Below are 13147 nucleotides of genomic sequence, written 5' to 3' on the forward strand. Positions count from 1 at the left end.
CCTGAAACACGCCGCCGCGAGGATTGAACCCGGTTGGGGACCGGCGGCGAGGTGTCCCGGTACGGCGAATTGTTGAGAAGGGACACGCAGGTGGAACTCACCGCGGGAAACGTCTGGATCATGGTCTCGGCGGCCCTCGTGCTGCTTATGACCCCGGCGCTCGGCCTCTTTTACGGCGGCATGACCAGGGCCAAAGCCTCACTGAACATGATCATGATGAGCTTCGTCTCGGCCGGCATCGTCGGTGTGGTCTGGGTGCTCTGGGGCTATTCGATGACCACCGGCACGGGTGTCCTGGGCATATTCGGCAACCCCTTTGCCGACTTCGGCCTGGCCCGGCTGGTGGGCTCCCCCGATCTGCTCAAGGCCGGCTTCAGCGCCACCTTCGCGATCATCACCGTCGCCCTGATCAGCGGTGCCATTGCCGACCGCGCCAAATTCGCCGCCTGGTCGCTCTTCGTCCCAATCTGGATCACCCTGGTCTACTGCCCGCTGGCCTTCATGGTCTGGGGCGGCGGCCTGATGAGCGCCGGCGGCGCCGTGAGCTCCGTCTTCGGCCAGGTGATCGACTTCGCCGGCGGCACCGTCGTCGAAATCAGCTCCGGCACCGCCGCCCTGGTCCTGGTCCTGATCCTGGGCAACCGCCACGGCTTCGGCAAGGATCCGGCACACCGCCCGCACAACATCCCCTTCGTCATGCTCGGCGCAGGCATCCTCTGGTTCGGCTGGTTCGGCTTCAATGCGGGCGCCGCGGCGACGGTGGAGCAGGCCGGGTTGATCTGGATCAATACCCTCGCGGCCCCCGCAGCCGCCATGCTGAGCTGGCTCGTGGTCGAAAAGGTCCGGCACGGCCACCCCACCTCGCTCGGCGCCGCGTCCGGCGTCGTGGCCGGCCTCGTCGCGATCACGCCGTCCTGCGCCAACGTCAGCCCGATCGCCGCCGTCGGCCTCGGCCTGGTGGCCGGCGCCGCCTGCTGCGTCTTCGTGGACCTGAAGTTCAAGTTTGGCTTCGATGACTCGCTCGACGTCGTCGGTGTCCACTTGGGCGGCGGGCTGATCGGCACCCTGGCGCTTGGTTTCATTGCCCTGCCGGTAGACGGACAGGGCGGCGGCCTGTTCTACGGCGGCGGCCTGCACCAGCTGGTCGCCCAGATGGTCGCCGTGCTGATCACGATGACGCTGTCCGGTCTGGCGACGGCGGTGATCGGACTCGCGATCCACAAGACCATGGGCTTCCGCGTCAGCCACGAGGCCGAGGTGGCGGGTGTGGACCGCTCGGAGCACGCCGAGACCGCGTACGAATTCGACGGCCTGGCGCACAGCCGCTTCAACCCGTTCGGCCACCACGTCCAGGGCCACCGTCCGGCCCACGACGGGCGCCCTGCTGCCGCGCACGCCACCGCTGCCGCACCGCACGGACAGCCGGAGCGCGCGAAGGCGGACAGCTTCGCGTAACGCTGGGGCCTGGCACGAAGCCCGGCCGCAACCGCCTGACAGAATGGCCTCATGGAACTCGCCCTCGGACTGCTGGTTCTCGTGGCCGTCGTCTGCGCCGGCAGCGCACTGGGCCGGAAGCTCAACGTTTCCGTCCCCCTGCTGCTGGTGCTGGCCGGCGTCGCGGGGTCCTTCCTCCCCTTCGTCCCGGATATTGAGCTGAATCCGGAGCTGGTCCTCGTGGGGCTGCTGCCGCCGCTGCTTTACGCCGCGGCGCTGCGGACCTCGCTGTTCGACTTCGGCTCCAACCGGCGCGCCATCGGGCTGCTCTCTGTCGGCTACGTCGTCTTTGGCACCATCGCCGTCGGCTTCGTGGTCTGGTGGCTGTTCCCGGAGATCCCGCTGGCCGCTGCAATCGCCCTCGGCGCCGTCGTCGCACCGCCCGACGCCGTGGCCGCGACCGCGATCGCCCGGAAGGTGGGCATGCCCCGCCGGATTGTCACCATCCTCGAAGGCGAATCCCTGGTCAACGACGCCACCGCGCTGGTCTGCCTCCGCGCCGCCATCGCGGCGATCGCCGGGTCCGTATCCGCGGCCGGAATCGCCGGCGGCTTCCTGCTTGCGGCCGGCGGCGGACTGGTGGTGGGCCTGGCCGCGGCCTACGTCCTGACCGAACTCCGCAAACGGATCCGGAACGTCGCCATCAACACCTCGACGTCGCTGATGGCACCCTTCGTCGCCTACCTCCCGGCCGAGGCGATCCACGCCTCCGGAGTCCTCGCCGTCGTCGTGACCGGGCTTGTGATGGGGACGAAGGCTCCGTCCATGCCCAACGGCGCGGCCCGACTGAGCCAGCGCAGCAACTGGAACACGGTGCAGTTCCTGCTGGAGAACTCCGTGTTCCTGCTGATCGGTCTGCAGGTCCGGACCATCATCGAGGGTGTCCAGGACGACTCGCTGGGCGCCGGCCGGATCTGGGCCGGCTGCGCGGTGATCCTGCTGGCCGTGCTGCTGCTCCGGCCGGTGTGGGTGTTCCCGGCGACCTACCTGCCCCGGCTGATTCCGGCCGTGCGGCGGGCTGACCCGGCGCCGCCGTGGCAATTCGCCGCGATCGTGTCCTGGGCCGGGATGCGCGGGGTGGTGACGCTGGCCGCGGTGCTGGTGCTGCCCGCGGATCTGGAGCACCGCTCCGTGCTGATCCTCGCGGCGATGGTGGTGGTGGGCGGGACCCTGGCGTTGCAGGGATTCACCCTGCCGGCGCTGGTCCGGGTCCTCGGCGTGCAGGGCCCGGACCAGCGTGAGGACGCCCTGAACCAGGCCTCCCTGATGCAGCTGGCCACCGCGGCCGGGGTGGAGCGGCTCCAGGAACTGCGCACCGACAACGACCCGCCGGAAGTCGTCGCGATGCTGAAGCGGCGCACCCAGGAGCGCGGGCTGGCGGCCTGGGAACGGCTCGGCCGGCCGACGTCGGAGGCTGCGACCCCCAGCCAGCGCTACGCCCAGCTGCGACTGGCCATGTTGGACGCGGAACGGGCCAAGGTGCTGGAACTGCGGCGCGGCGGTGAATACGCCCATGAGGTCCTCAGCGAGGTCTTGGAGCGGCTGGATGTTGAGGAGTCCATGCTGGACGTCTCGCTCGACGAGCTGGACACCGCCAGCGAGGGCGGCGGCGAAGGGATCGCTAGGCCCGGCGGGGTGTGCGGCCACCTCGAGTCCGCGCCGGACCCGGAGGTACCGCCGGAACCCGTCTGCGCGGACTGCCGCCGGGAGGGCACGACGCCGGTCCACCTCAGGATGTGCCTGGCGTGCGGGAACGTGGGCTGCTGCGATTCCTCCCCCGGAACACACGCCAGCCGGCACTTCGAGGCGACAGGCCATCCCGTGATGCGGAGCGTCGAGCCGGGCGAGGACTGGCGCTGGTGCTATGAGGACGACCTGCTGGGGTGATGCCAAGGCCGCCCTCCGCGCGTACCCTCGGTTTGTGGACATAGTTGAGTTTCTGTCCGAGCGCATTTCCGAGGACGAGGCGGCGGCCCGGACACTGCTCAGCGACCGGACTGTCTCCAAATCCGGCGAATGGTACGAACGACGGCTGTTGCTTGAATGCGAGGCAAAGCGGAGACTGATCGGGGTCGTCGAAGCCGCACGGCAGTCGGCACTGGCCGCCATGGTCAGCGACTCGCTCCAGGAGGCGCACTGGGCGCCGCGGTCGCTGGACTGGATGGAGCGTTCCCTGCAGGCCCTGGCGCTGCCCTATTACGACCACCCGGACTTCGAGCAGGGTTGGCTGCACCCGTAACCGGCCTACCCCCGACGCCCGCACACGCCCGGCCGGGACGCGCCTGAAATATCCGCGGTCCGGATGCGGTTAGCCCGGACATGACAACTATCGGAATCATCGGTGCAGGACACATTGGCAGCCAGCTCGCCCGCAAGGCGGTCCAGCTCGGCTACGACGTCGTAATCAGCAACTCCCGGGGCCCGGAAACGCTGGCCGAACTCGTCGCGGAACTGGGCCCGCATGCCCGCGCGGCGACCGCGGCAGAAGCAGCAGCGGCCGGAGACTTCGCCGTCGTCACCGTCCCGCTGAAGAACATCAAGGACCTCCCGGCGGAGCCGCTGGCGGGCAAGATCGTGATCGACACGAACAACTACTACTGGGAGCGCGACGGGCGGTTCCCGGCACTGGACAACGGCGAAGCCACCACCTCGGGGCTGCTGCAGGAGCACCTGCCCGCATCCAAGGTGGCCAAGGGCTTCAACCACATCATGTACACGGACATCACCACTGACGGGACGCCCGCCGGGACGGAAAACCGCCGCGCCCTGGCCACTGCGAGCGACTTCCCGGAGGCGGCCGAGCTCGTCACCCGGCTCTACGACGAATTCGGATTCGACACCGTCAACATCGGCCCGCTCTCCGAAAGCTGGCGCGTGGAACGCGACCGCCCGGCCTACGTCGCCCGCCAAAACGCCACCGAGCTGCGGGAGAACCTCGCGAAGGCGCCGCGCACCATCTGAGCGCCGTCTGACGCGCCCACTGACTTACCGGGCGTCCGGCGACGGCGAAACTGGCCGCCGTCGTCGGCTCACCGGAGCCGACGTCTCCAGAACCTGCACCACCAGGGCGGTGCAGGTTCCGGTGCGGGCCGGGCAGCGGCAGCGGCCGCCGTGGCACGCCGGTCGCGCCAGGCGGTAACCTCGGCGTCGACGTCGCGGGTCTTGGTGATGACCGGCGGTCCGCCCTGGAGCTGCCGGCGGGCGTCGATCACCCGGGCGTTGAAGTCCGTCAGGATGTCCCGGACCTGCTTTTCGGTGGACTGGGTGTCGAGGCGGGCCTCGAGTCCGGCGTCCTCGGTGCGGAGCAGGATCGCCGTCGGGCCCAACCCGGTGATGTTTTCACGCTGGAGCAGGCCCTTCACCCACCAGTCCGGGTCGTACACCTCGCCGAGCCCGGGGATAGGCTTGCCGGCGTACTTCAGGTTGTCAAACTTCCCCTGCGCCATGGCGTCACGGATTAAGTACTCCGCTTTCGCGGCGTCGTCGACTTTTGCGCGCTTCTGCCGGAGTTCTTCCTCGGCGGCGGTGAGCTCGTCATTCTCCTGGACCGTGCTGCCGCTGGACCGGATGGAGCGCAACTCGGCGGCCCGTTCCACCCGGCGCCGGAACGCCGAGCGTCCACCGTCGCCCATGAGATACCATCCTTCCCGCTGGCCGGAGTAGCGAATCTGCCTTCCAGTATGCGCAGATCCGGGCGGCGGGAAAAGCGGCGGAGCCACCGGGCCGGAATCGCCCGAGATGGCACGCCGCGGCAGTGGTGTGCCCAAACATTGCCGCTAAGTGTCATCTCGCGGGCGGTTCACGCCTCGTCGAGGCAGAGCACGAAGGAGGGGAAGACGTGTCGGCCCGGACGCCCGTCCACGACGTCGATGGCCCGGCGCAGTTCCCGCAGCTGCTCCACCGTCATCTGCAGCGGCGGTTCGCCGGGCTGGTAGGTGGTGTAGATCGGGTAGTCGACGCCGGGCTTCCGTGACATTTCGATGTGGCAGCCCAGGACATGGCTGACGGGGTACGCGGCGCAGAACTCGAGGAGCCGGTCGGTGGTGCGGACAAACGCCGGCCAGTCGTGGATGTAGAGACGCCCCGGGTAGACGGTGTCACCAGTGAACAGGACGCCGGTGTAGGGGTCATAGAACGTGACCGCGGCGCTGTGGTGGCCCGGGCTGGGCCAGCACTGCAGGACCCGTCCGCCCAGGTCCACCCGCCCAAGCCGGCCGTCGGCGTCGGCGTCCGCGTCCTCGTCCGCGGCATCGGCGAATCCGAAGAATTCCCAGGCGCTTCGCTGTCCGGCGTCCACCACCAGGGTGCCCGGCCGGGCGGCAAACTGGGCGTCCCCCGCGACGTGGTCGCCATGCGGGTGCGTGTGCAGGACCAGCAGCCCGTAGCCTTCCCGCGGGTGCGCGGCCAACCAGTCGTGCACCAGGCCGTCGACCACCCGGCGCAGCGGGAAGAACTCCGCGGAGGCGGTGGCACCGGTGTCGATCAGCACGGCCCGGGCGTTGCCGAACAGCAGGAACATAAACGGCGCCTCGTAATTGACGGCCATGTTCTGGCGCAGCACGAAGGTGTGCTCGTCATAGGCGTGGACCTGGATCTCCGGGTCCGTGTTGTGCTTGGCCGACTCCGAGCCGTGGATCCAGGCGACGTTGAGGTCGCCGGGGCGAGGAGTGGCGGACGTGAAGTCGATCGCTGCGGCGCCCATCCCTATAGCCCCGGCAGGACTTGTTCGCGGACCTGCTTGCGGAGGATCTTGCCGAGCATGGAGCGGGGCAGGTCCGGGACCGGGACGATCCGGCGGGGGACCTTGTAGCCGGCGAGGTGCTCGCGGCAGTGGGCACGCAGGGCGTCCTCGTCCAGCGCGGTGCCGGGTTCGAGTTCGACGGCGGCCACGACCAGTTCGCCGCCGCGCTCCAGCGGCTTGCCCACGACGGCGGCGTCCTTGACGTCCGGGTGCAGGCGCAGCACGGCCTCCACCTCGGTGGGCGAGACGTTAAAACCGCCGGTGATGATGAGTTCCTTGGCCCGGTCCACCACCGTGGTGAAGCCGTCCGGGTCCACGGTGACCACGTCACCGGTGCGCAGCCAGCCGTCGGCGGTGAGCGTTTTCGCGGTTTCCTCCGGGTTGTTCCAGTAGCCATGGAAGACCTGCGGGCCCTTGATCAGCAGCTCGCCCGGCTGGCCCTGCGGGACCTCCGCGGTCGGGTCGTCGACGTCGACGACTTTCATCAGGGTTGACGGGAACGGCACACCGATGGTGCCGGTGCGGCGGGTGGGGTGGAAGGGGTTGCCGAGCGCCACCGGGGAGGATTCGGTCATGCCGTAGCCCTCCACGAGCAGGCCGCCGGAGACCGATTCCCAGAGCTCTACCACGTGGTCCGGCAGGTTCATGGCCCCGGAGATGCAGTACTTGCAGGACCGCAGCGAGATGCCCTTCTCCTTCGCGGCCATCGCGGTGCGCTCGTAGATCGGCGGGACCGCGCAGTAGACGGTGGCGGGCGACTTCTTCATCGCGGCCAGCACCAGGTCCGGGTCGAACTTGGGGAACAGGACCAGCAGGCCCTGCTTGCGGATGCCGTAGGTCAGGTACAGCGTCATGCCGAAGGCGTGGAACATCGGCAGGATCGCGTAAAAAACTTCCTTGCGGTATTCCGCGCCGGCCATCCAGGCCTCGCCCTGCAGCGCGTTGGAGTACAGGTTGAAATGGGTGAGCATCGCTCCCTTGGGCCGTCCCGTGGTGCCGGAGGTGTACTGGATCGCGGCGAGATCCTGCACCGACGGGCGCGGGTGGGCGGGGTCGATCCGGCCGTGGCCAAGGAGCTGCTTCCACGGCATGGTTCCCGGCGCGGGGGCGGTCAGCGAGGCCCGCGTTTCGCGCAGCTTCCCGACCGGAAGCGTCAGGGCGAGCCGCTTGATGGCAGGGAACGCTTCAAGCAGGTTCACGGAGACGACGTGGTCGATTTCGATGTCCGCGGGGAACTCGCGGACCGCGGCCGCAGCCTTGTCCCAGGCGATCACGACGCGGGCCTGGTGGTCCTCGAACTGGTGCCGGAGTTCGCGGGAGGTATACAGCGGGTTATGTTCGACGACGACGGCGCCCAGGCGCAGCACCGCGTAGAAGGCGACGACGTGCTGCGGGCAGTTCGGCAGGATCAGGGCCACCCGGTCCCCGGCGCGGACACCGAGCCGGCGCAGGCCCTCGGCGGCCCGGTCCACCTGCTCGCCGAGCTCCGAGTAGCTGGTCCGGCGGCCGAAGAATTCCAGGGCCGGGGCGCTTCCGGCCTCGGCCACGGACCTCTCCAGCATCGCGACCAGCGACTCCGTGGGCAGTTCGATCTCGGCCGGGACCCCCGGCTGGTAGTTCTTCACCCAGGGCTGCTGGTCAGTGTGCTCCATGTCCTCATCATTTCGCGAACTTCGCGCGGGTGCGAATCCCGATGCTCCCTCACCTCCGGCAGCCAAACAACCAACGCTCCTTCAGTATCGGCGCCAGATCGACAAGCGCCCCCTCAGCTGACCTGAGGGAGCGTCCATCAAATTCTCCCGGGACCTGAGGGAGCGTCCCCCCAGAGTGCCGCAGGACCTGAGGGAGCGTCCCCCAGAGTGCCGCGGGGGAAGCTACAGCGCGGACCAGCCGCCGTCGGAAGCGAGGATGGCGCCGTTGACGTTGGTACCGTCGTCGCTGAGCAGGAAGGTGATCGAGGCTGCCAGCTGCGCCGCGGTGGCGGGGGTGGGGATGTTGGCACCCATCAGCGGGCCGAGGCGCTCGGCGGCGACCTGGGAGCCCCAGTCGGCCACGATGTTGGTGAGCGTGGCGCCGGGGGCCACCGCGTTGAAACGCAGGCCCTTCGGCCCGTACATCACCGTGGAGTTTTTGGTCAGCCCGACGACGGCGTGCTTGGACGCGGTGTACGCGGCGCCGGCGGCGGATCCGCGCAGCCCGGCCTCGGAGGCGACGTTGACCACGGACCCGGTGCCGGCTTGGAGCATCAGCGGGACCACGGCCCGGGTCAGGCGCATCAGCGCGGTGACGTTGATCCGGAAAACCCGTTCCCAGACGGCGTCGTCCACTTCGTGGATCGGGGCGAAGTTGTCCATGATGCCGGCGACGTTGGCGAGGGCGTCGACGCGGCCGCCCGCGGCGGAGACGACGGAGGCAACGGTTTCCTCGGTGGAGATGTCGCCCGCCACCGGCACAATGTCCAGGCCGGCATTGTCGGCAACCAGGTGGTCCAGGCGCTCCTTGCTGATGTCCGCCGCGACCACCTTGCCGCCCTCTTTCGCGATGCGCAGCGCGGTGGCCAGGCCGATGCCGGAGCCGGCGCCGGTGACGATCACGGTCTTGCCGGCGAAACGCCCCGGAGTGATGGTTTCCTGCCATGAAGAATCGTTGCCCATGATGTCCTTCCAGACGTAAAACGACCCTGACAGCGTCAGCCTAACCGGGGCGGCGGTCCCCGGATAGGCTGGCGGGCTGTCAGGTGCCGCCGTCGCAGTTTGACGGGAGGGCCTGCGGTTGTCCACAGTAATTCAGTGCTCTTGAACGTTGAACAAAGCGCCCCGGGCACCACGCTTGCCCCCGGCACCAGCCCGCGGCGGCGTCAGATTGCGGCCCTGATCGGCTTTCTGGCGGCTTCCTGGGCCGTATCGCTGCTGGGCTCCCTGCCGATCAGGATGAACGGCGCCTGGTACGCGGCCGCGGACACGGCGCCGTGGACCCCGCCCGGGTGGATGTTCAGTGCGGCCTGGCTGGTGCTGTACGCGGCCATGGCGGTGGCGGCGTGGCTGGTGTGGCGGCAGCGGGTCTTCCCTCGCCGGGATGCGCTCAAGGTTTACGGCGCCCTGCTGCTGTTGAACCTGGCGTGGCCGCTGATGTTTTTCGGCCTGTACCCGATGATGGGTAGCGCTGCCCTGTGGCTGGCGCTGCTGCTGATCGCCGCCCATGCCGTATTCGCGACCATGGCCGTGCTGCACTTCGGACCGATCAGCACGACCGCGGGGGTGCTGATGCTGCCGTACGTTTCGTGGCTGGTGTTCTCGGCCAGCCTGAACCTGTACGCGGCCGCCAACAACTAGGCCGGCGGCCAACCACCGGCAAGCGGGAGGACGAAAGACCCAGCACCACTTTCACCCGACTAACTGGCAATAGTTGGCGTTTCAGGTGTCAAAACGGCAAGTACTGCCAGTCAGTTGGGAGTACCGGGCGACGGAAACGCTTCAGGCGTTGGCGTGCTCGGCGAGGATCGCATCGACCTGGCCCAGGGCGCCCTTCATGCCTTCCTCCATGCCCATGGCGACGATCTTCTCCATCTGCTCCTCCGTCTCGAAGGTGGACAGTACGGTCATCCGGGTCCGGTCGCCGATCGGTTCCAGTGTCACGATCCCGTGGATGGCGCCCATCTCCGTCACCGGGTCGCCGTTGTCGTCCGAGAATCCGTCGTCGAACTCCAGGCTGCGCGGGGCGTCGATGGTGACGAACCGCCACCAGCCGCGGGCTTTCTCCCCGCCGGGCCCGGTCATGTAGTAGCTGGCCTCGCCGCCCGGGACGAAGTCATGCTTCTCGAAAGTGGCCGGCCAGGTGGGCGGCCCCCACCAGCGCTCGAGCTGGCGCGGGTCTTCCCAGATCTGCCAGACCCGTTCGATGCTGGCGTCGAACTCCGCGACGACGCTCAGGCTGAGCGCTTCAAGATTCTTGACTGAACTGATGACTGTCATGTTCAACCCTTCCTATCCCTCTGTTTCGCTGGTTTCTGCCTTGCCGGTCAGCCGCTGGACTTCCTGCGGAGCCTTTTCGGCCAGCAGGTCTGCGATCCGTTCGGTCCGCTGCCGCCAGATGACCTCGTACTCCTCGAGCAGGCTGCGGGCCTTCTGCAGCCCGTTGTGGTTGGCCCGCACAATCTGCTCCCTTCCGCGCTTCTCCTTGGTCACCAGGGAGGCGCGTTCCAGCACCGCCACATGTTTTTGGACGGCGGCGAAACTCATGGCGTAGAGCGCGGCGAGCCCGGAGACCGAGTACTCCCCCACCGTCACCCGCCGCACAATGTCCCGGCGGGTGGAGTCGGCAAAAGCCTGGAACAGGCGGTCCACCGCTTCATCACCCAACTGATCTACAACCATTTGGTTGTAGGATAGATCTGCCGTATGGGGGTGTCAATGGGTTGGCGGCACCTTAGCCCAGGAACGTCCTGTGGACGTCGCTGCCGTAACGGCGGATGATGTCCCGTTTGGCGCTTTTGAACGCTTCAAGGTTTCCGGCGTGGCCGTGCTGTTCGGTGCGGCGCCGGGCGAGCTCGTCCGCGATCACGTCCAGGAAGAGTTCGGCCAGCAGCAGCCGGGCCGAATCGCGGAACCGTCCGCGCCCGTCGACGTACAGCTGCACGGTCGGCGCGGCGGTGTTGATGATGACCTTGCGTTCTTCAGCGCTGTAGACGGCTCGGTCGGCGCTGTTGTGCAGGCTGCGGAACTCGTAACCGGTGAAGAGGTCGACGCCGTGGTCCCGGCTCGGGCGCCGGGCTTCCCGGTGCGGCCCTGGCGGTTGCGCGGCCCCGACGTCGGCTACCGCGGGGTGCGGCGGCTGGGCGGCGCTATGGTGCGAGGCGTGGTCGGCGATGACAATTTCACACAGCGCCCAGTAGTCGCCGATCCGGACGCTGAGCTCGCCCCGGTCGCCCGGCCGCTCCCCGGTCACGGTCCATTCCAGCCGGCGCATCTCTCCCAGCGAGCCGACAGCGAGCGGAGCCGGTACCGGGTCGATCCGCAGCGATCCGGGCAGCTCCAGCTCGAAGGTGAGCGTCCCGCCGTCGGGTAACTGTGCCGGGTCCAGCAGCAGGGAAACATGGAACGGGTGCCCCGGCGGGCGGTAGTAGAAGGGGGTGGTGAAGCGCAGCGCTGCGGGCTGCCCAGCCGCCGGGAGACCGCCCCCGCCGCCTGCCGCCGGCGCCGTTTCCAGGCCCAGATCGACGACGGCCGCCTCGCTCATGTGCTGCAGCAGCCGCTCAATCATCTCGGCAGTGCGGCCGGAGGTGGTGGCCCGCTCCAGATGCGTGAGTTTCTCCTTCTCAGCCTGCACGGCCCCGGCGATCATGCGGCTGACGGCCTGGGAGAACGCGGCCACAAAGGGGTCCCGGGGGTTCAGACCCTCGCGCTCGTCGCTGATGATCGCGCGGCCGCGGCCCAGCATCCCGGTCAGGGCGTCACAGGCCACGGTGCCGAAAAGGTACTCGGTGCCCACCTGGTTTTCGAAAGCGAACAGCTGGCAATCCAGAGCCGCCTTCCCGGAAAGCACCACCAGGCCGTTGGTGCGTTCGTCGCCCCTGAGTGACAGCTCGGTGTCCGCGGCGCGTTTGAGCGTGAGGCTGAACGGATACGCCTGGCCTTCAAAGCTGACGCTTCCCGGCTGGTCCGGGCCGAGCACCAGGTCCGCCGCGGGTTCCCGGAAACGGAGCGGGTCGCGGCGGCCCTCGCCCGGGCCCGGTTGTCCCTGCTCCAGCTCCACCTGCCGCCGGTCCAGCACCGCACGCAGGTAGAAGTTGTCGGACAGGGACTGCAGCAGGGTGCTGTACTGGGTGATCCGGACGCGGGGATTGTCGACGACGATGCTCACCCGGGTGCCGCTGGCGGCCGGTGCTTCGTCGAGGCCCAGCCGGGCGTAGTCGGCAGGGAAGGCGCGGCGGTCTTCTCCGCCGTCGTCGTAGAGGTAGCCGCCGTTCTGCCCGCGGAAGATGTCGATCCGGGTGAAGCGCCCGGCCTGGACGGTCTCGATCCAGCCGTGGCCCAGGCCGAAGATCGCCTGTTTGAGGCCGCGGCCGAAGTAGCCCCGGCCGTCGCCCTCGCCGCGCGCGAGCGGGCTGTGCGCGCCGCCGTAGCTGAGGATCCGGCCGGCCTGCTCGAAGGACATGCCCTCGGCCTGGTCGCTGACCATCAACACGGCACCGGTGAGGTGCCGCTCGTACCGCACCAGGATGCGGCCGCTCACGCGGGCGCCGGTCTGTTCGAGCCGGGCGTAGCTGTCGTCGCTGTTGGTGATCAGCTCCACCAGCGCCTTCTCCACCGAGGCGAAGCGTCTCGAATCGATGCCGATCACGCGCTGGTCGACTTGGATTTCGGCAACCGTCATGCTGATTCCCTCGCTCACAACTGGAACTGTCGCTGTGATGCCGCTCTTACGGGGACAGTAGCAGTCCCGGGAAGGGTCAGCCTAGGGAGTTATGACTGCGGACTGCTCCGGGAGTACTTCCGCTTCCGGGCTGTCGAAGAAGCCGTTGAGCCAAGCCACGGCGTCTGCCCGCGAGGTGAAGAATTCGTGCGGGTACCGGGTGTCCCGGCTGGTCGCGGCGGCCACCACGCGGTCCACCGCGCTGGATCCCAGAACCGCGATCGCAACCACGTCGACCGACTTGGCGAACTCGTACCTGGCGGCGGCGCTGATTTCGACGTCGGTCATGACGGACAGCATGGGCAGCCGCCTGCCCTGGCTGATCCGTTCCGTGGCACGCATGGCGTCGCGGGCGTCGTCGACGTCCACGAACGCGCCGGGGGTCCAGACGGACTCAAGGATGCCGCCGCTGATGCGCAGGGAGTTCTTCCCGGCGGCAGCGAGCAGTGGTTCTGGCATCATCTGCCCAAGTCTAGGCGCGGCCGTGCCGTGAGCGGGAGC

At 68.6% G+C, this 13147-nt stretch carries 13 protein-coding genes; 5 read left to right on the forward strand and 8 right to left on the reverse strand.

Translation table 11 applies throughout. The annotated features are described in order from the left end of the window. The first annotated feature begins 90 nt into the window (after nucleotides 1-90). The 4 genes from ACUYM2_RS15900 (at nucleotide 91) to ACUYM2_RS15915 (ending at nucleotide 4455) form a co-directional block, all read left to right on the forward strand. Nucleotides 91-1455 (forward strand): ammonium transporter, encoded by a 1365-nt coding sequence (locus ACUYM2_RS15900; protein ID WP_481600931.1) that lies wholly within the window; start codon nucleotides 91-93, stop codon nucleotides 1453-1455. 51 nt (nucleotides 1456-1506) lie between these two features. Next, nucleotides 1507-3381: a Na+/H+ antiporter gene (locus ACUYM2_RS15905; protein WP_481600932.1), complete on the forward strand. Its 1875-nt coding sequence runs from the start codon at nucleotides 1507-1509 to the stop codon at nucleotides 3379-3381. A 34-nt stretch (nucleotides 3382-3415) separates the two neighbouring features. Continuing rightward, nucleotides 3416-3733: a DUF6221 family protein gene (locus ACUYM2_RS15910; protein WP_481600933.1), complete on the forward strand. Its 318-nt coding sequence runs from the start codon at nucleotides 3416-3418 to the stop codon at nucleotides 3731-3733. Between the two features lie 80 nt (nucleotides 3734-3813). Beyond that, nucleotides 3814-4455, forward strand: a complete 642-nt coding sequence (locus ACUYM2_RS15915; RefSeq protein ID WP_481600934.1) for an NADPH-dependent F420 reductase — start codon at nucleotides 3814-3816, stop codon at nucleotides 4453-4455. Between the two features lie 68 nt (nucleotides 4456-4523). On the opposite strand, the gene ACUYM2_RS15920 is transcribed toward ACUYM2_RS15915, so the two are convergent. The 4 genes from ACUYM2_RS15920 to ACUYM2_RS15935 form a co-directional block, all read right to left on the reverse strand. Continuing rightward, nucleotides 4524-5126, reverse strand: coding sequence for a DnaJ family domain-containing protein (locus ACUYM2_RS15920; protein WP_481600935.1), 603 nt, complete (start codon nucleotides 5124-5126; stop codon nucleotides 4524-4526). 167 nt (nucleotides 5127-5293) lie between these two features. After that, entirely contained in the window at nucleotides 5294-6196 is a 903-nt protein-coding gene (locus ACUYM2_RS15925; protein ID WP_481600936.1) for an MBL fold metallo-hydrolase, read from the reverse strand. A 2-nt stretch (nucleotides 6197-6198) separates the two neighbouring features. Continuing rightward, entirely contained in the window at nucleotides 6199-7953 is a 1755-nt protein-coding gene (locus ACUYM2_RS15930; protein WP_481600937.1) for a long-chain-fatty-acid--CoA ligase, read from the reverse strand. Nucleotides 7954-8109: 156 nt separating this feature from the next. Beyond that, nucleotides 8110-8889, reverse strand: coding sequence for an SDR family NAD(P)-dependent oxidoreductase (locus ACUYM2_RS15935; protein ID WP_481600938.1), 780 nt, complete (start codon nucleotides 8887-8889; stop codon nucleotides 8110-8112). A 135-nt stretch (nucleotides 8890-9024) separates the two neighbouring features. On the opposite strand from ACUYM2_RS15935, the gene ACUYM2_RS15940 reads away from it, so the two are divergent. After that, nucleotides 9025-9567, forward strand: a complete 543-nt coding sequence (locus ACUYM2_RS15940; protein WP_481600939.1) for a TspO/MBR family protein — start codon at nucleotides 9025-9027, stop codon at nucleotides 9565-9567. A gap of 141 nt (nucleotides 9568-9708) precedes the next feature. On the opposite strand, the gene ACUYM2_RS15945 is transcribed toward ACUYM2_RS15940, so the two are convergent. The 4 genes from ACUYM2_RS15945 to ACUYM2_RS15960 form a co-directional block, all read right to left on the reverse strand. Further along, nucleotides 9709-10206 (reverse strand): SRPBCC family protein, encoded by a 498-nt coding sequence (locus ACUYM2_RS15945; RefSeq protein WP_481600940.1) that lies wholly within the window; start codon nucleotides 10204-10206, stop codon nucleotides 9709-9711. A gap of 12 nt (nucleotides 10207-10218) precedes the next feature. Then, on the reverse strand, nucleotides 10219-10608 hold the full coding sequence (locus ACUYM2_RS15950) for an ArsR/SmtB family transcription factor (RefSeq protein ID WP_481600941.1): 390 nt from the start codon (nucleotides 10606-10608) through the stop codon (nucleotides 10219-10221). A 52-nt stretch (nucleotides 10609-10660) separates the two neighbouring features. Next, entirely contained in the window at nucleotides 10661-12607 is a 1947-nt protein-coding gene (locus tag ACUYM2_RS15955; protein WP_481600942.1) for an ATP-binding protein, read from the reverse strand. 81 nt (nucleotides 12608-12688) lie between these two features. After that, on the reverse strand, nucleotides 12689-13108 hold the full coding sequence (locus ACUYM2_RS15960; RefSeq protein WP_481600943.1) for a DUF7793 family protein: 420 nt from the start codon (nucleotides 13106-13108) through the stop codon (nucleotides 12689-12691). Between the last annotated feature and the right edge of the window lie 39 nt (nucleotides 13109-13147).

This window comes from Arthrobacter sp. SD1074B, from assembly GCF_056780195.1.

Excerpts from the sequence above, each read along its gene's own strand:
- ACUYM2_RS15945 (WP_481600940.1), bottom strand. The coding sequence starts at position 10,206 with ATGACAGTCATCAGTTCAGTCAAGAATCTTGAAGCGCTCAGCCTGAGC.
- ACUYM2_RS15905 (WP_481600932.1), top strand. The coding sequence starts at position 1,507 with ATGGAACTCGCCCTCGGACTGCTGGTTCTCGTGGCCGTCGTCTGCGCC.
- ACUYM2_RS15915 (WP_481600934.1), top strand. The coding sequence starts at position 3,814 with ATGACAACTATCGGAATCATCGGTGCAGGACACATTGGCAGCCAGCTC.
- ACUYM2_RS15925 (WP_481600936.1), bottom strand. The coding sequence starts at position 6,196 with ATGGGCGCCGCAGCGATCGACTTCACGTCCGCCACTCCTCGCCCCGGC.
- ACUYM2_RS15955 (WP_481600942.1), bottom strand. The coding sequence starts at position 12,607 with ATGACGGTTGCCGAAATCCAAGTCGACCAGCGCGTGATCGGCATCGAT.
- ACUYM2_RS15935 (WP_481600938.1), bottom strand. The coding sequence starts at position 8,889 with ATGGGCAACGATTCTTCATGGCAGGAAACCATCACTCCGGGGCGTTTC.
- ACUYM2_RS15950 (WP_481600941.1), bottom strand. The coding sequence starts at position 10,608 with ATGGTTGTAGATCAGTTGGGTGATGAAGCGGTGGACCGCCTGTTCCAG.
- ACUYM2_RS15920 (WP_481600935.1), bottom strand. The coding sequence starts at position 5,126 with ATGGGCGACGGTGGACGCTCGGCGTTCCGGCGCCGGGTGGAACGGGCC.
- ACUYM2_RS15960 (WP_481600943.1), bottom strand. The coding sequence starts at position 13,108 with ATGATGCCAGAACCACTGCTCGCTGCCGCCGGGAAGAACTCCCTGCGC.